We start from the raw sequence: 18,496 nt of genomic DNA on the forward strand, positions 1-18,496 counted from the left end.
GCTCGGCTAGTGGCTCGGCACTTTGGCCATGGCCAGTTGCGGTTTCGCAAACAGGGTGTCGTCCGTTGGCGGATTCACCGTGAAATGCTCGATCGTCAACTTGTGCGTCGGTTTGACACCGCTGACAACGGTCTCCAGCGTGTGCGGCACGACGAGCCCATTTTCCTTGCGGTAGTCGCGATAGAAGACGGTGACGTCGTGCATCTTGCCATCGAGCCTGCGTGGTTCGCCGTCGATCTTCAGTTCGAGAAAACTGGCGGCGTCGATCCAGACACGACGTGACGTATTGTCTTTCGTCGTCAGCTTCAGGACGTACGCGCGATGCCCTTCCACCGATTCCATGCCCAGAACGTCAACCCGCGACCCCTTGCTCGCATAGTCGATCAGCGGCCCGTCCAGTTCAGCCGATGCCGCGGCCGATTTGACCTCCGCAGGCGTATACGGCTCGACTTCATCGCGTCCAAGGAAGGGCCTGACCTTCCAGCCCTGCGCGCCGTCATAGACCTGAAACGCTGTCTGTTCGTTGAAGCGAATCTCCAGGCGGCTCTTGTGCGGCCGCTTCATCGTCATCGTGAACGGCAGCCTGGTGTTCTTCTTGCCGCCGGCTTCCATCTGCCCCGACATCGTCATCGCGTTGACCGCGTGCCATGCCTGAAGCCCGCCGCGTGCCGCAACGTTGCGCTCGACGATCTGCGCCGCACTCAGGTGACTCGCCGCCGCGGCCTGAGCCGTTCCTGCGGTCGAGGCCGCGAACGCAACCGGGCCGGATGCCAGAGCACCCGCCACCGAGGCTGCCGAGAGCGCTATCGAAAGAAACCGGATCATGAGTCACCTCCCCTATTTATGTAGCCGATCGCTGTGCCGCGATCATTCGACAGTCAGTCCATCGACGTGAAGTGAACCGACGAATACGTCGACGCGCTCACCTGTCTTGATCGGACCGCCCTTGTTGGAAAACACCATCCAGTATTCCTTACCAACCTCCAGTGGGCCTGTCTGGCGCAACGGGCCGATCTTGTCCATGACCGGAATTTCGAGCAACACGTGGCTCGTTTCCCCATACATATACGCAGCCGCGGTCTTCTCGCCGAGCAGCCGCGCCGCCACCGGATCGGTTACGCGATAGCTGAAGCGAATCAGATTGCCCGATGCGGTGCGTCGCACGCTCAGGTTATCGATGCCCTTCATCAGCCCGTAGTAGTTCTTCGCGCGCTGCGGCAGGCTCACGGGCATATACGGCGAGTGCCTGAGTGTGCGCCCCGCCGGTGCGCTCTGCCCGGCCGCGACCGGTTGAACCAGGGTCGCGGCCAGGCACACGCTGCTCGCGAACAGCACCAACGGCGTCGTTGAGGACCGAAGTTTCATTGCAGTGTCCCCATCACGGTATGCGCGGCTGCGCCACAGCAGTGGCGGCGGCCGGCGCCAGGGTCTGCACCAGGCCGAGCAGACCGCCCGATGGGCTCCCCAACGCGAGCGGATCGATCGTGACGCCGCCCAACAGCCCCGGCTGCACGAACTCGACCGCACCGATGTCGTATCCGGCGCCTTGCGGCCTCGTCGTACCGAAGATGTCATGATTCGGTGCACCGCCTGAGGTGCCGTGATTGATTGCCGGCGAAGCGGACGTGATCGAGTAGTTGCCCAGTAGCACGCCATAGCCGGTACTGCCGGATGAGATGGACATGTTGAACAGCGACAGCGGGCCGTACGACATGTTGATCCACTGGTTGCCTTCATCGGGCACCGCCGACGGCAGCAAGCTGAACAACGGATTCGGCAGCACCGCGTCCGCGATGCCCGGCGGCACCGCAAAGCCGTTTCCGCCGCCTTCCGGAGGCACCCGCGCACCGTTGCAGTACTGGCGCACCACCCCCGGAGGGGACGCGATATTGCTCGCACCCGGGTAGTCGGCGGCGTCGGTCAGGATCGAGAACCGCGGGCTCATCGACATACCCGCCTGACGGATGCTGGCCGAGGTGTCGCCGAATGCGCCGATGTCCCAATAGACAGCGTGCTGTGAATCGCAATAGCCCGTCGGGTGCCCGGCCTGATTCAACGTCGGGTTCAGCGCCACCGTATTCTGCACGCCCGGTATGTTCGGATTCAGCCCCGTCACCGTGATATAGAACGAACGGTTTTGCCAGAACACGTTGTTGGTCAATATCGGGTTCGAGAACGTCGTGCAATTTGGCTGGCCCGTGGGGCACGTCACGCCCGGAACGGTGAACGCGGCCACGAGGTTCCCCGTATGGCGAGCGGTCTCCAGTCCGGCCGGCTCAAAGGCCGACGTCGTGATCGGGTTGCACGTCGTTTGCGCTCCCACCGTCGTGCAGTTCGGCGGCCCAACGTTCGCCTGCGTGGCGGCAGAGGTGTTAAAGAGCACGCCTGCCGACGCTGTCGCGTCGTTGGAGACGACCGTGTTGTTGACGAAGCTCACCCGCACCGCATCCTGCAGCGAGACGCCGCCTCCCGCCCACCCGGCCACGTTGTTCGCGATGATGTTGTTGATCACGCGAACCTGATACCACGCGTTCTGGTTGCTGGGGCTGCGTTGCACATCGGTGCCGTTGACGTTCTGCAGCCGCAGGCCGCCACCCTTGCCGCTTTCCGCCGTGTTGCCGACGATCAGATTGCCGTCGATCACGAGGCCAGGGCCCACGCCGTCCGAAAGCTCCGGTGCGCAGTCCACGTCGACGGTCGCGTTCTCGCAGAACGTACCGTCCGGCGGCACGCCCTGGGCAATCACGCCGCCGCCGTACGTAGGCAGCGTCGGATTGTTGCTCTGGTTGAACAACACCCAGTTGTGCGAGATGTCACCGTTGTAGCTGAAGCCGAAGTGCGCGACACCGCCGCCGTCGCCGCTGCTCATGTTGCCGCAGATCCAGTTGTAGTTGAAGTGATAGTAGTCGGCACCTGTGCAGAAGGTCACACCGCCCGCTGACGAAGGCGTGGTCGAGTTGATTTCATCGCCATACGAGGCGTTCGACGTGACCGCATTGTGATGCACGTTCACCGCGGTATTGAAGGCAAAGGGCAGCTCGGTCACACCGTCAGTACCGCCGATGGTGCCGTCCGGCGTTTCGACCTGGCCGACTGTGATGCCGCCGGTGAGCGTGCCTGAATTGCTGAACACGCGGTTGTTCGAGATTTCCAGGTTGTGGTTCCAGCCGTGCACGAAAATCCCCCCGCCGCCTTGCGAGCTGTTGGTGAAGGTCATGCCGTCGATGCGCGACGGATTGCACTTGAAGTTGCCCGGATTGTTGACGCAATCCGGGGGGTTCGAGGTCGGCAGGATCGGGAGGACCGGCCCCGCGAGCGGCGTGCAGATGCCGTTCGCGATGCAGTTCGGATCGGCTTGCGTCACGCCGCCCACCACCACGTCCTTCACGCCTTTGCCGAGGACCGTAATGGCCGCCCCTTCATAGGCGCCCATCAGCGTCGGCTCGATCAGCAGTTCGGACAGGTTGCCGTTGAGGTTGAAGTCCCAGCCCGTGGTCGGCTCGAACGGTATCGCATCGACCTTGCGCTGCATCGTCGACGAGCAGGAATACCTGCCGTTCGGATCGTACGGATTGCTCGCCGAGATCAGGCCGCCGTTCAATGCGTCGCCGAAGAGACAATTGATCTGCCTGCGCCACGGGTCGAGCTTGCCCGACGGATGGGTGTTTGCGTTGACCGTCACGGCCGTGGCGCCGACACCTTGCAGCCGGACCGGCTTCCACATCAGCAGCATTTCGTTATAGGTACCCGGACCGACGACGATCATGTCCCCCGGGGTCGCCTTGTCGATCGCCGTCTGGATCGCGTTACTCGTCGCGTTCTCGCCATTCACGTAGGTCGGCGCCTTGCCGGCGACCGTGACGGTAACCGTATCGATCGACTTCTTGCCGTTGGCGGCCGTGATGACGAGTTCGCCGCATCTCGCCACGCTCAGTACCGGTATGCCACGTTGCTGCAGCGGGCAGATCGGAACGAGAAGGGGCACCTGGCCTGTGATCGTGAGGTCGCTCCATGAGACATTGTTCATCGGAACACCGCCGATCGTTACGTTCTGGCACGGACCAACGGCCGGGCATGTCGAAGGGCGGCTGCCAAAGCCATAGTGGCGCGTGACGAACTTCTGGTTGAACGGCGTAGCGGTCGCAGCCGGCCCGTTGTACGCGTGGTTCGGCACCTGCTGGTTGCCCAGCCCCTTGATCGTCAGCGTGTGGCCGGACGCGCTGACCCACGGTCCCGCGCCGCCGCCGCTCGAGTCGCCTGTCACAGTGGAGATCGCCGGGGTCGCATCCGGGTATGCGCAGTCTGGTGGATTGTAGCCATCGGCGAAGGCCTGGACCGGCACCACCGGCGTATCCATATACTGGGTTTGTCCGGGCATGAACGGAATCTCGTAGCAGAACTGGCTGTACGCCGGATTGAACAGGGGATCCCTGATCGTTTTCCCGGGATTTGCAGGATCGGGCTTGTCCGGATCGTTCATGCAGGCAACCATCATCGTCGGCGCATAACCGGTCGGATTCGGCGGATTGACTTCCCAGGTCGAATAGTTCAGTCCGTTGAAGATGCCCCACGAATCCGAATAGACACGGGCGACTTCGTTGCCGGCGAAATCCTTCATCGAGATCGGCACGTTCGGGATCGCGAACTTTTCACCGAACTGCGGCGAATACGGATCGAACTCAGCCGAGAAGTCATCCAGCATGAAGCCGGTGTAGTGCGCGGCGACGTGCGTCGAGCTGAACAGCCAGAACTTCGCCAGCACCGACATCTGGTTCGTGAGCGTCACTTCCTTGCGGTCGCACAGATGCCTTGATGCGCCCGCGAACGGCGCGACTTCCTTCGAACCTGGGAACAGGCTGATGTAGTCGGGCACGATGCGCAGCGCACCGACACAAGGCCAGAACGTTTCGACGCTACCCGTGTCGCCTTCGTGCCGGGGCGAGGAGCCGAGATCCGAGGTCGAATTCTGCGCACTGTTCCGGTTATAAGTGGAATTCATCGCAGCCTGGTCGGGCAGAATGAAGATGTTGCCCAGACCGCCAAACTGCTGCGTCACCGGAGCAATGTAGTTGTCGCCGATCAGGATGTTCTTGTCTTCCTCCTTCACCAGTTCGTATCCCGGCGGCACGATTACTTCGACCACGTACTTGCCGGCAGGCAGCATCCTGGTGCCGTCGCCCGAAGGATTCGCCACGCAGATCGCGCAGTTCGTCGCAGTCGGCTTGCCGGTAGTCGGGCTCGTAGCCGTCACACTGGGGAATTGGTACATCCCGTCGTACGGCGCAGGCTGCAGCTGGTTGAATACATGCATGCCGTCATAGCACTTGAACTGCGAATGCGCCGGCAATGCACGATGCTGCGCGTCGAGCCATTGGCGGCTGTCCTTCAGCGTGAAGAAGAACGGGTCGGTGGTCTCCTGTCCCGGACAGTTCATGTTCGGTGCGCCGTCGGAACGGAAACCCTGTGACCAGTCATCCCAGCTGGAGGTCTTCGTCGTGTCCACGAGCGTCAAGCTCTGCGTCCCGTCCGCGGCGGTACCTTCCTGATACAGGTTTACCGTGACGTTCGGCACATCCGGCGTCCAGCTCGTGTGGATCAGCAGCGCGGGATCGTCGAACGGACGCGTCGACGCGTAAATGACCTCACCCTTGATGCCGCCGTTTTCGGTCGGGCCGAACGGCGCCTTGCCGAATTCGATGAAGGAACTCTGGCCGGAGAACCCCTGCCAGCCCTCCGTGGTCACCCACGGCGGGTCGACTCTGCCCGTCGATGGGTTCGTGCCCGAACGGTCGGTACAGTCCGCATCGTTGCAATACACCGCGCCTGGCACGCGCAGTTTCGCGGGCAGGTGCGCCGTCGCGGATTCCTGCGTGTTGGCGAAGTTGGCGGCAATGTTCGAGCTGCCCCCACCTGGCGTCCCATCGGGCGGGCCACCCGCGTCATAGACCACATGGACGCCCGTCTGCTTGAAGCGGGTTGTATCCGCTTCTGCGATGTACCAGTTGAATAGCGGGAACACTTCGTTAAACCCGGCGTAGCCGTTCAGGTCGGTGTTGTTGAAGTTCGAATAGCTGCCGTCGCGGAAGCGGATATTGGTCGGCACCAGCGTCAGTCCGGGCTCGCTGGGCTGCGACACGCCGTCTCCGTTGAGATCCAGAAAGGTCCGGGTATAGAGATTCGTGTGCCATTGGAGCACCGGGATATCGCCGAGACTCGCGCTTTGGCCGCCCGCCAACTTGACTGCCGTCGCCAGCCCGTCGACGATCTGATCGTTCCACTGATCGAAGATGGTGATTCTGTACGTGCCGTCGGGCAGACCGGAGAAATTGAACGTACCGTCGGGCTTGCACTTCGTGAACGAAACGTCTTCCCCGTCCGTGTCGCCAATGCTCACGTAACACTGCGTGAAACTCAACGAGTCGCGCGACCCCGAGCCATACAGATTCTGGTTAGGCGGACGGCTGTAGTGCAGATTTGTGATCCGGCCGTTGACTGAGTTGTTGCACGTGGTTGTGCCCGTGCAGAGAAGAGGCAAGCGGGCATTGATGATTTTCGGATTGGCAAAGCCGACCGACACGTGGAAGCCCGCCGGTCCGAATTCCTGGAAGTATGCCGGCCCACCTACCTTGATGAACGCGTCATGGGCCTTCTGTCCATCCAGCGTGTTCGTTTGTAGCCACTCTTCTCCCCTGCCGATTCTGTCGGCGCCTGGCGTTGCAACCACGCCGTACCGGCCGGGCATCAGGTTGGCGATAACGGCCTGGCCGATGAGCGGCGATAATGTCTTGCCGTCCGACTCGTACTTCGGACACGTCGGAATCATGCCCAGCAGTCCGTCGTTCGACGTTGTCGAAATCGGGCAGGCGTTGAGTCCGGTGGCCGGATCGATCGTCCCCTGCAACGAGTTGGACAGCGGCATGTTGAACATGTCGTAAGTCATCTGGCCGGTTGGATCGCCGGTGCCGCCCGCGTCGTCAAAGAGCTTGATTTCGAAGCCGCCGAGGCCCGGCTCGTGGGCCGTGCCGAACGTATCGGTTCCGCCGCCGACGTCCACTTCACCATTGAGCGGCGCGTCGTCCTCGAACACGAACACCGAGACCTTCGCCGTCGCGAACGGCGTTTCTTGCAGCAGCACGTTGACACTGGTCTGTGCGGGTGCGATTGGCGCCCCGCCCATGCTGTGTCCACAGGTGCCCGTACCCGGCGCAAAATCCGCCGTTGTCGGGCAATCCTTCCCAATGTCGAACGGTCTCATCCCGCTGGGACTAGTGGAATCCGCCTTAGGCGCGCCCGCCCCGTTCGTGAACGTGTTGCCGGCGTCGCCCGGCAGAATCGAGATGTAGTAGTGTTTAGTCGGATCGAGCGCCACCTGACGGGGGTCGACCGGCAACTGTTGCGACGCGTTCGTGCGGCACGCGCCATTGCCGACGTCGCACACCGTGGGCAGATGCGAGTTGCTCGCCGGATCGTACACCGTCTGCCCCGACTCGCACGCGACAGTGCCGACGCAGCCCGCTGCAATCACCGGCATGTAGCTGGTATGGAAGCTCGTGCCGAGACTGGGAACCGGCAGCGGCGGACACGTGGCCGGACGCGGTGTCGTGTTCACCTGGCATGCGGGATCGATCTGGAAAGTACGGTCTTCCTCGATGATCCAGCGGTAGTCGGTAAGCTGAATCGGGGTCTTGCCCGGCGCCGTGCTTGGCGCATCCAATACCTTGACGACAAGTCCGCTGCCGCCCTTGAACGTCACCGTCACGGTCGCGGCAGCGCTCGACGTGTTCTGCGAATTCACTGCCTTGTACTGGAACTTCACATTAGCCGTCGCATTGCCGACGGGCGGCACCGAGGGAATGGCGGTAAACGACCCGTCCGCGTTCAACGTGACGGTCCCACCGGTCACAGCGCCGGAAACCGACGCGGTGAGCGGAAGCCCGGCCGGATCGTGGGCGTAGGCCAGCACGCCGGGCGCGCCGATCTGCAGCCGCGACGCGATGTTGCTGGTGTAAGTGCCATTGGCGGCCACAGGCGAACCAGACAGGCAGCCCGAACCAGCGGTACAGGCGGCCAGCGTCACCGTCGCCGTCAGCGCGGGATTGCCGTTCGCCTGATACACAAAGCTGTCGGACGTCGTGCCGGCGTTGGGCACATAGGTGAACGTGCCGTTCTGGTTCAGCGTGAGCACACCGCCGGTAGGCTGTGTCTTGACCTGCACGCCGTAAACACCGACATCGTTGGCGATCACGCCTCTCGCCGGGTCAGACACGCTCACCGTGCTACCCGCGACCAGGAAGTACTTGTCGGGATTGGCGATCGCATTCTGATTGGCGGCCGCCGCCGTCGGCAGCGCGCCGCTATTGACGCTGATGTAGCCCTGCATCCCGCCATCGCGCTGATTGTTGGTCGATAGACTCAGTTGGCGGTCGAACACCGGAAGCGCTAATGCGCCGGTAGCGGGTGCGTTCAGCAACACGTCCTGTGTTTTGCCAGCCGCCAGAAATACTTCCGACTGGACGCGCGCATTGCCGGGCAACACGTTGCCGTCTTCGGCAATCAACGAGAAACCGGAAACAGCAGGCGTGCCGGTTTGAGCACCGACCACCGACGGAACGTGCATCCGCAGACCGGCGTTCACGAAGCGCACGAGCACCTGGCCCGTCCCGGCAGGCGCGGTGGCGGTAAACGAAGACCCGCCGGCATTGGTCCGGTCGAAGGCGACGCCGTTGATCAGGTAGTAGCGCGGATCGTAGTTCACTGCCGGCGGATAGCAGGTGCCGAACGCCGTCGACTTCGAATCGCCGCAGCCGCCGGGCTGACCCGACCATGCCATGGTTTCGCTGAAGCCCGTCGTCGTCACTGCCGCTGCGACAGCCGTGTTTTGGACGGGATCGATTTCGCTCAGCACGAGCGGTACGTCGGCGTCATAGCAGATAGCCGGATTGGTATAAGCCTGATACAGCTGCGACGCCACCGGGCAGGTCACGCTGCCACCGACCGGCGCCTTCACCACCAGCACGCCGTATAGCCCCATCGGTCCCTGGATCGACGGATGCGTTCCCGACTCGATCAGATAGGTGCCCGGGCTCAGGTTGTTCCAGGTGAGCGCCGTAGTCTTGCCGGTCGCCACCTCGGTTGCAAACGACTGGACCCGATTCCCCTGCGTAGGCGGCGTAAATGTCGCGCCGGTCGCACTGCTGGCAATCGGCCAGGTCGTCGAGGTTTGCGGCGGATGCGGCGGACTCGGCACGTTCACCGCTGTCGTCCCAAGACCGCCGCCCAACTGCCCCACCACGACGAGCGAGGTCGGCACGGCGCCGGGCAAGCTATTGGTGAGATTGATCGTCAGCGGTCCTGGCGGCACGGTAATCACCACCGGCGACCAGTTCGCTCCGGCGCCCGGATTCGCCGTTGTACACGTAGCCGGCGCCACTGCTGCCGGCGTGCAGGTGTAGCCCCACATCGGCACAGCCTGCCCGTCGGGCAACGTGGCGGTGGCCGCTTTTGCTGTCAGATTGACGACTTGAGCGAAAGACACGCCACTGGCCGTAAGAAGAATGGACGCCGCGACTCCTGCCTTAAACACGTCGAAGAGGGTCGCCTTAAACTGGGTGGATCTCATCGCGCTTCTCCCCGCCTCTAATTGGATTCGTCAATCAGGAAAACCTGTGGATCGACGAGCATCATCATCATCATTCCGCCTGGAAAGATGTTGTTCGTGGTGATCTCGCGCTCGTTATGCGAGTGCCACATGAATGCGAAGCCTGCTTCGGTTGCCGGTGGATTCGCGATCGTCCCGCTCGGCGGCGTCGTCCCTGTGGGCGAGGTGGCGCGTATGGTCGCGTCCGGCCCGAGATAAGGACTACCGCCATACCAGGTGCCGTTCGTGAAGAGGTGCGAGTCCGGCAGCGTGACCGGCCCGCCGCTGCCGACATTGCCGAACGGATGCGCTTCGAGCGCCTTGCCGTGATCGGCGCACCACTCGTAGTAGTTCGGCGCATGCGGATCGGCCGTGTAATAGCCGTTCGCGTCCGGGATGCAGACGACCGGCTTGCCGACGTAAGCCGCGTATTTCGGATCGGTTTCGGTATACAGGTCCCCAGGCTTATGCCCATAGACATCCCAGTTCAGGCCCTTGCCCGTCCAGTAGAAAATTCCGTCCATCGCGAGGCCCGGCGTCGTCGTCGTCGTGAACAGCAGCGGTCCGGCTACCTTGGTCGGGTCCGTCTTGCTGAGAATCATGTTTCCATCGCGCGCCAGCACCCGCACGTGATTGCCGTGCTCGTGGAACGGATGCTGCCAGCGGCCGGTGCCGATGATCCGCAACAGCACCAGTTCCCCCGGGTGCATGTGCGGATTGCCGTTGTAGGGCTGATGCGGATACTGCGCCGCATAGTTCGGGTCCATGTCGTCCGGCATCGAGCGGCCGTTGACCATGAAATAGGCCGGGTGATAGGGCTCCGTCTCGACGGTCATGCAACCGTTCGGCGACGTGCATGCGTTCGCCGCCTGCTGTTCCGCCTGCGTATGGATGCGCGGATCTATTTCGGAGAACTGGAACAGATACTCGCGGTCGTAACAGGCCGCGCTGTGGTTATAGGCCGCGCTGGCATTGCGGAAGTCCGGTTGCCCATCCGGCAGCGTCGCCGCGACCGCGCGGCAACCCGTAGGCACCGCAACCGTGCCGGGTGCGGAGGTCGGCAAAACGATGATCGCGCCAAACAGGCCCATCTCGATCTGCAGATCACCCTGGGTGCCGCTGTAGTATGCATGCGTGCCGGGCGTCGCCGCGACGAAGCTATACGTGACCGTGGCACCGTGGGCGGCCTCGCGGGTCAGCAATCCCGGCGAGCCGGTGAGCGCGGCAGGACAGGTCCCGTCGGGGTTCAGCACCGCGGCGCAGACCTGGAATCCCGGAAAGAGGATCGACGTGTTGCCCGCCGCCGCCGGCAGGTTATTGGTGAGCGTCACCGTGACGACGTCGCCCTGCTTGACGATCAGTGTCGGACCGGGAATCTGCATACTCGGACAGTTCGCGCCCGCGATCGTGGACGGCGAAAAGCCGGCCGGCGCCGTGCGGCATCCATAGCCCCACGAATAGACGCTCGCGCCGTCGGGCTGGGAGATGCGGTTCGCCTCGGCGCTCAGATCGAAGTGCGTCCCCGTGATGCCGGGCGCGGCGGCTTGCGCGTGCATGCAGACGAGCGTGGCAAGCGTCGCCGCACCGAACCGTGCCAGCCGCCCAAGGCGCGTCAGCATGGCGACCCATGTTTTGTGAGTGATGTATCCCACGGCTCTTCTCCTAGGTGCAGGACTTCTTGATCGGGTCCACCGCATTGCAGATGTGGACCTCGGTCATCAAGCCGCCAAAGTTCTCCTGGTCGTTGGCCAGGTGATCGAGATTCGGCGTGTACAGGTAATAGATCGCACCCGGCTTGTATTTCGTCGTGTCGCTGGCGTCGAGGATCACATCGATCGATTCGCCGCCCCCCAACGTGATCGAGTTCGTGTTGTAGGTCAGGTCGTTGCCAGACATGTCGCGCAGCAAGCGGGCGTTGATACCGACCACGTGCATCGGAATGCCAAGCGACGCCAGCGTCTGAAACTCGGTGACGTCCAGGTCCGAGATCCGCAAGAGCGCCCTGCCGCCAGCCGGAATATTGATCAGCGACGGCAGCGGTTGCGAAAAATGCTGCGTGCCGTCTGCCACCGCCGTCTGCATCGGCCCCTGAGTCACCGTGTCCGGATAGCTGCGCCCGTTCAACATGAAGAACTTGTCCTTCATGTCGGTGAACGGCTCCGGATTGAACGTCATGCCCACGAAGTGAAAGTTAGGATCGAAGCCGTGTATCTGCACCGGGTATTCGACGTCGTAGGCGGTCGAACCGTCGCCGTCGTTGTACGCGTACAGCGTCGGCGTACCGCTCTTGTTGTTCACGTGGAGAACGCCGTTCTGAGGCGGCAGCGGCGTCGTGCACAGAATGTCGTTGCCGCACGCCGTGCGCAGATCCAGTTGTTGCTTCTGTAGCGAGCTGTACAGCGACGCGCCGCCGGGAACGCGGTTCTGGCGCGGCCGCACGAAGATCTGGCCGACCATGCCCATCTGCAAGTGTTCCGGCGGCGTGATGTGGCAGTGCCAGAAGTAGGTGCCAGCATCCGGCGCGAGGTAGTAGTACGTGAAGCTCGCGCCAATGTTGATTGCCACCGACGCGTCCGGCACGCCGTCATAGAACGACGATGCGTTCGGGTAGCCGTGGAAGTGAACCGTGTGTTGCTCGAACAGGTCGGGCCGCATGATCATTCCGACGTTGGTCAGCGTGAGGAAGAACTCGTCGTCCTCGTCGATCGCCATCGTCGGCGCCGGCATGTTGCCGTTCATCACACCGATATCCATGATCGGTCGCGGATCGACGTGGCCTGTCAGCTGGCCCGGTGGCACGGATTCCGGATCGGGGACGAGGCCGACCGCGCCGTTATAGGTCGGGTCCGTCCTCGGGTCGCCGACGGTGTTGAACACCGAGGCGAACTCGGTGCCGGGAAGGCCCGCCTGGATGTCGGCGAGTCCGGACAAAGGGCCAAAGGCGAACAGGTACGTCTGCGTACCGTTACCCATCGTTGCGTAACCGTCGCCGCCCGAGATCTGCTGGCACTTGACCGCGCCATTGACGACGCCTGTCGAGGTGGAACTCTGTCCGGTGTAGGACGGCCCGGTGTAGGCGGGTTCAGGCGCTCCGGCAGGGAGCGCCGTCGGATGCGCCGGCGTGGTCGGAGGGCATTGCACCCGGAACGACTGGGCGAATGAAGGAATAGCGAACAGCATCAACAGCAGCGCAGCAACACTGCCGAGATAAGCGCGGGTACTGAACATATGACCTCCGTCCCAGGGGTCAGCCAGCGCGACACGCGCCGGGCGTCATGCTCTACTGCAAATGCGGGCTGCATAATTTCTTACATCGGCCCGTATCTGGATTTTGGACAAGAGCGACGGAGCCTGGGATGGGTCACCCCCCTACACTTGCGGTAGGGGGCAACCTAGCGGCGTTGTTCAGACCGGTCGGAGCACGCATTTGACGGCGCGGTGGGCTCGGGCCGTGGTGTTGTTCAGACACCTGTACTCCGGGTGCAACGGCGCGTTGCGCTCTAGGTACATAGCGGGTCTTTACCCATGCCGTTCGGAGGGAATCCCTACTGCTTTTCGTTGATTACCGACGCAAGAATGAAACAGCAGAATGCACCCTCGCGGGCATTTGGACGACTCAGGGTGACAGCGGGTTCGGGCCAGGATGAGGTCCGCATCGTCGCGCTACTGCCCTTGATATTTCCTGCCTCACCATTGAATTGCTGAAGGATCACATCATGAACAAGTTAGCCGCCACCCTTCTCGCCTGCTGCGTGATCTTCCCGACCGCGGGCGCCTTCGCTGCCGATAGTACGTCGAACGACCCCGTATCCAAAGACGCGGTGAGTCAGGAGACCACGGCAAACGATGCAACGGAACACGACGCGATGAGCGCCGACAGTATGGCCAAAGACGGGATGAAAGAAGACGCGATGAAGGAAGACACAATGAGCCATGACAGCATGGACAAAGATGCAACAAAGAACAACGAGGTGACGCAGTAGTTCACCTGGCGAGCGTACGCCTCGGTGACGCCCCCTACAACCTGCCGGACTCGACGTGGTTGCAGGGTCCGTCCTCAGTGAGTCAACATCTTGAACGCGTGGTGCCAGTCGCCCCGGAGGAATCCCGGTAGGCACCACAGCATGCACAGCGGTTCAATCGCCCGTGACGATACGATGCTTCCACAATCGTAGGGCTCCCAGCCGAACTGCCGGATGATCCCGGCTACCTGGTCTTTCGCGTCGTCGTCGTTGCCGCACAAAAACATGGTCGGCGTGCCTTCCTCGAAGCGCGGATTCACCATCAGCGCATTCCCAACGCTGTTGAAAGCCTTGACCACATGGGCCAGCGGAAGCTTCGCCTGAATCCACTCGCCGAGCGACTCATTCGGCCCCGTCGTATATTGCAGAACCCCGCTGGCCGGCGGGTCGTCGGCAAGCGGGTTGGTCGCATCGATGACCGTCTTGCCAGCGAGATTCTCCGGTCGCGCAAGCTCGATCACGCTCGCGGCAATCCGCCCGAGCACGGCGAGCACTACCATTTCGCCGAACCGCGCGGTTTCGTCGAACGTCCCGGCCTGGGCACCGGCGTTTCGACGAACCCAGTCCTGTACCTCTTTCTTTCGCGGATCCCGCGTTCCCAGCATCGTGTCATGGCCATGCTTGAGGAAACCCGCGCCCAGCGCCCGGCCAACCTCTCCCGATCCCAATACGCCTACTTTCATCTCGTCCTCTCCGGCAGGTTATAAGCACCGCTACTCCAGTGTTCAAGAATCCCTCTCGTGGGTCGTGCCCCCGGTTGTCTCCCGCATCAACGACAGTCCGACCCGGGTGCCAAACCCGCGCGCATAGGCAAGTTGCACCAGCAGCATGGCTGCGGGTTCCACGAAGCGGGCAAGGACGAGCGGTCCTGCATCAACCGGCTCGGCCTCTATGTCGCTGACCAGTTTCGCGACCACGGCTCGCGCTTCGCTGTCGTCACCACAGACGAACACGCCGACGCGTTTGCCGTCGATCAGCATGCTGGGCGAATGCAGCATCTCTGCGAACGGCGGGATCGCCTTGACGACCCTTGCCCATGGCACAAGTTTGGCGATCTCTTCCGCGCCGGAAGTGTTTGTGCCGACGAGCAGGCCGCTCATGTCGGGGTTCAGCGCATTGGTGCAATCCCACAAGATCTTTTTCCGCGGTGCGTCGCCGACCTGCTCGAGTGCCACAGAGGCGGCAGTCCAGGGCGTGGCCAGCACCACCACGTCCGCGAACCGTACCGCTTCAGCGACCGTGCCAACGCTTGCGCCGAGTGCGGCCGCGGTCGTTCGGAGCCTTTCCATCTCAAGGCTGAAGCTCAGCATCACTGAATGACCGGCGGGGACGAGATGCTTCGTCAGACCGGTTCCCACGTTCCCTGCACCGATGATTCCGATTTTCACGATCGCGCCTCCTTCAGATACGTCAGATCTCAGGCGATGTTTGCCCATGACCGCCTGACGGTTACATCATGAAGCTCATTTTCGGCGCGATGGCGATGCTGGTCTATGCTATGAAGCGTTCAAACAGTTGTGAGCGAAGGTGCAAAATGAAAACTGGCGGAGCCACCTCGATCGACCTGTTCAGGGCCTTGAAAACGTTCGCCGCCACGGTCGAGTCGACGAACTTTTCCGCGGCAGGCCGTCAGCTAGGCGTGACGCCTGGCGCGGTAAGCAAACAGATTGGCATGCTCGAGGCGTTGTTGGGCTGCCGGCTGTTCCAACGCACCACCCGCCACCTCGCGATCACGGAAGAAGGGCGCCGCCTGTACGCGATGGTGCTCCAGCCGGCGCAACAGATCGAGGACGCAATCGCGGCCTTGTCAGCTGATGAAACCCGGGTCAGCGGGCTCGTCAAGGTATCGCTGCCGATTGCATTCAGCCGCGTCGCGCTGCTACCGGTGTTGAACAGGTTTCGGGAGCGCTTCCCGCAGATCACGCTCGATCTGCGTTTCGAAAATCGCCAGGTGGACCTGATCTCGGAGGGATATGACTGCGCGATCGGACAACTGCACGATACGGATACCAGCGTGGTCGCGCGCACCCTCGCGCCGTTGACGCTCATTCTTTGCGCGGCGCCCGCTTACCTGGAGGAGCGCGGCGAACCGCTTTCCGTCGAAGAACTGGAGCGCCACGAACTCATTTTGTTCCGTTCCCCGACTTCGGGAAGAATTGAGACATGGAAATTGCGGTCGAGAAACAAGGAGGCGGTTTTCCAGCCTCACTCCCGGCTCGTCGTGACCGATACCGAGGCATTGACTGAACTCGCGGTCGCCGGGTGCGGGATTGCACTGCTAGGCGTACATCATGCGGCTGCGCTGATTGCCGCGGGCAAGTTAAAGTGGGTGCTGACGAAATTCAGTGCAAAGCGTAGCGACATCTGTATCTATTACGCTGCAAGGAAGCACCTGCCCCCGCGCGTCGCGGCATTCGTCGAGTTCGTCGTTGAGGAGGTTCGAGATAATGAGGCCGTCAGGCATTCCGGCGCGCTCGTTCGGCAGCGGGGGCAGGTAGTCATGGGGACGACGTCGCCGGGTCCGGACATCCGTGCTTGATCCCTTGGTAGCGGTGCGGCGCGAAATGTCGATCGCGACGACCCGCATGGAAGGACTCGTGGTTGGCACGCGCTCAATGCGGGTGTCCGCCTTAAGCGCAGACACCTGTGTAGAAGACCAGGTTTTCATGGCGAGTACCTTAGTGAAGTAAGCGGGCCGCACCTAAGTCAGCCCCGTCATGAATGCGTGCAGATGCACCGACCGTCGGCAGGTGAATCGGGTCACTTCAATCGCTAGTCAACTCGATTTTCAATGATCACGCTTCTCGAAGACCTCCTTGACCGTCGGCAGCGCGGAAAACACATTGGGCCAACCAGCATAGAAGGCGAGTTGCGTCATGACTTCCGATACTTGATCCTTGGTCAGGCCGTTATCCATCGCTCGATTGAGGTGATACGTGATTTGCGCTACCTGCCCCGTGGCGACGAGCGCGCTAACCGTCACGAGACTGCGGTCGCGCGGCGCGAGACCGGGGCGCAACCAGAGATCGCGGAACAGCACGTCTGTCGTGAATTGCGCGACACCCGGCGCCACGTTGCCGAAATTTTGCTGCACGGTGCTTGCACGTTTCGCCTCGGCGGCTTCGTCGAGCGGCAGAAGATTGCCCGAGGCTGGCGGTAGCTGAGTTGCCATCACGCCGCGCTGATCGAACACGGCCTTCGTGACGCCTACTGCTGAAGTCGCGTTGGCCCAGCCCGAATAGAACGCGAGATGCGTGATGATCTCCGAGATCTCACTGGGTTTCACGCCGTTGTCGAGTGCGAGATTGAGGTGATACGGCAACTCGACCGTCTGATTGCGTGCGATCAGCACCGACAACGTGACAATGCTGCGATCGCGCGGCGACAATTGCGGACGCTTCCACAAGTCGCCGAGAAGCGGACCTGTCGTGTAGCGCTCAAGCGCCGGTGAGACTGCCCTGACGTCTTCGAGTGTCGGGACTGACGGAAGCGGATTGGGTTTTTCCATGCCGAAATTCCTTTGCATTTGGGAGCAGACAGAAAGCGTCAGGCAAAGCGACGCAAGCGATAAAGCGTATCTCTTCATGTGTCATTTCCCCGCGCGAGCGGATGCCATGCTTCTGCGTGCTGGGTCAGGATCGAGCGAGCAATCGGCGTTCGGTCATCGGCCGTACTGTTCATCGCTTACCTTCTCCGTCCATTGCACGTTCTTTCCATCGAAAACTTCACGCAACCCCACCGGTCGCGCAAAGCCAACACTAGCCTTACAACGATATCCCGCCTCACCCGAGCTGACTAGACGCTAAAATCCGCATAGGCCTATGAAATGAGATCATCAATGCCGCGCGAAAACTTCAACGATCTGCTTGCGTTCATCGCCGTCGCGCGCGAGCGCAGCTTCACGCGCGCTGCGGCGCAACTGGGTGTGTCGCAATCGGCATTGAGTCACACGATCCGGGCGCTCGAAACCAGACTTGGTTTAAGGCTCCTGACCCGCACAACGCGTAGCGTCTCACCAACCGAGGCGGGTGAACGCCTGCTCGCGACGGTTGCCCCGCGCTTCGAGGAAATCGAAGCCGAACTGACCGCGGTCGCGGAGCTTCGCGACACACCGACGGGCAAGATCCGGATCACCGCAACTGACTACGCGACCAAGACCATCCTCTGGCCGAAACTGTCCAAAGTGCTTCTCCGCTATCCGGAGATCAAGGTCGAAATCGTTACGGACTACGGTCTATCCGATATCGTCGCAGATCGTTATGACATCGGGGTTCGCAACGGCGACCAGGTCGCAAAGGACATGATCGCGGTGCGTATTGGACCCGATATGCGAATGGCGATCGTCGGCTCCCCTGCCTACCTTCAGAAGCAGGCGCTGCCCAGGACACCGCAGGACCTGATGAAGCACAATTGCATCAATTTGCGGCTACCCACGCATGGCGGCTTCTATTCATGGGAACTCAAGAAGGGGAATCGCGAGGTGCAGGTGCGCGTGGAAGGCCAACTCGCCTTCAATGGCACCTATCAGATGCTCGATGCGGCACTGTCCGGCTATGGGCTCGCGTACATTCCGGCGGACGTCGCCCAACCTCATGTCACAGCGGGCCGCCTCGTTTGTGTACTCGAAGACTGGTCGCCAATATTCTCCGGTCTCCATGCGTATTACGCGAGCCGCCGCCAGTCGTCGCGTGCGATGGGTGTGGTTGTCGATGCACTTCGTTACCGCTCGTAAGCACGCAACTTCGCATTAATGAGCGCAGCTCATATAGGCTTGCGGTTTTCAGTACTTTATCGCTAGACGGCGCGTCCCTATCATTTCACTTGACTAACACTCATG

Annotated in this window: 11 protein-coding genes; 3 read left to right on the forward strand and 8 right to left on the reverse strand. The window is 61.9% G+C overall.

What is annotated here, in order from left to right; all coding sequences use genetic code 11:
• Positions 1-6: 6 nt before the first annotated feature.
• The 5 genes from B0G77_RS27065 to B0G77_RS27085 are packed head-to-tail and all read right to left on the reverse strand — an operon-like array spanning position 7 to position 12,865.
• Positions 7-825 (reverse strand): outer membrane lipoprotein-sorting protein, encoded by an 819-nt coding sequence (locus tag B0G77_RS27065; protein WP_208116501.1) that lies wholly within the window; start codon positions 823-825, stop codon positions 7-9.
• Positions 826-867: 42 nt separating this feature from the next.
• Complete coding sequence (locus B0G77_RS27070) at positions 868-1,365, reverse strand: hypothetical protein (protein WP_133665069.1); 498 nt, start codon at positions 1,363-1,365, stop codon at positions 868-870.
• A 13-nt stretch (positions 1,366-1,378) separates the two neighbouring features.
• Positions 1,379-9,619, reverse strand: a complete 8,241-nt coding sequence (locus tag B0G77_RS27075) for a choice-of-anchor Q domain-containing protein (protein ID WP_166656280.1) — start codon at positions 9,617-9,619, stop codon at positions 1,379-1,381.
• Positions 9,620-9,636: 17 nt separating this feature from the next.
• A complete protein-coding gene (locus B0G77_RS27080) occupies positions 9,637-11,289 on the reverse strand; it encodes a multicopper oxidase family protein (protein WP_133665070.1) in 1,653 nt (550 codons plus the stop codon).
• 10 nt (positions 11,290-11,299) lie between these two features.
• Positions 11,300-12,865 carry a multicopper oxidase family protein gene (locus tag B0G77_RS27085; RefSeq protein ID WP_133665071.1) on the reverse strand — a complete coding sequence of 522 codons (1,566 nt, stop codon included), beginning with the start codon at positions 12,863-12,865 and terminating at the stop codon, positions 11,300-11,302.
• Positions 12,866-13,353: 488 nt separating this feature from the next.
• Here B0G77_RS27085 and B0G77_RS27090 point away from each other — a divergent pair, with 488 nt between their 5' ends.
• Entirely contained in the window at positions 13,354-13,620 is a 267-nt protein-coding gene (locus B0G77_RS27090) for a pentapeptide MXKDX repeat protein (protein ID WP_133665072.1), read from the forward strand.
• 74 nt (positions 13,621-13,694) lie between these two features.
• Here the strand turns inward: B0G77_RS27090 and B0G77_RS27095 are convergent, their stop codons facing one another.
• Both B0G77_RS27095 and B0G77_RS27100 read right to left on the reverse strand, forming a co-directional pair.
• Positions 13,695-14,342 (reverse strand): NAD(P)-binding domain-containing protein, encoded by a 648-nt coding sequence (locus B0G77_RS27095; protein ID WP_133665073.1) that lies wholly within the window; start codon positions 14,340-14,342, stop codon positions 13,695-13,697.
• A gap of 42 nt (positions 14,343-14,384) precedes the next feature.
• Positions 14,385-15,047, reverse strand: a complete 663-nt coding sequence (locus tag B0G77_RS27100) for an NAD(P)-binding domain-containing protein (protein ID WP_166656281.1) — start codon at positions 15,045-15,047, stop codon at positions 14,385-14,387.
• A gap of 146 nt (positions 15,048-15,193) precedes the next feature.
• On the opposite strand from B0G77_RS27100, the gene B0G77_RS27105 reads away from it, so the two are divergent.
• Positions 15,194-16,198 (forward strand): LysR family transcriptional regulator, encoded by a 1,005-nt coding sequence (locus tag B0G77_RS27105; RefSeq protein ID WP_166656282.1) that lies wholly within the window; start codon positions 15,194-15,196, stop codon positions 16,196-16,198.
• Positions 16,199-16,447: 249 nt separating this feature from the next.
• Here the strand turns inward: B0G77_RS27105 and B0G77_RS27110 are convergent, their stop codons facing one another.
• Complete coding sequence (locus tag B0G77_RS27110; RefSeq protein ID WP_243751228.1) at positions 16,448-17,167, reverse strand: carboxymuconolactone decarboxylase family protein; 720 nt, start codon at positions 17,165-17,167, stop codon at positions 16,448-16,450.
• 330 nt (positions 17,168-17,497) lie between these two features.
• Here B0G77_RS27110 and B0G77_RS27115 point away from each other — a divergent pair, with 330 nt between their 5' ends.
• Entirely contained in the window at positions 17,498-18,391 is an 894-nt protein-coding gene (locus B0G77_RS27115; protein WP_133665077.1) for a LysR family transcriptional regulator, read from the forward strand.
• The last annotated feature ends 105 nt before the right edge of the window (positions 18,392-18,496 follow it).

Origin of the sequence: Paraburkholderia sp. BL10I2N1 (genome assembly GCF_004361815.1) — a bacterium.
Taxonomy (GTDB): Bacteria; Pseudomonadota; Gammaproteobacteria; order Burkholderiales; family Burkholderiaceae; genus Paraburkholderia.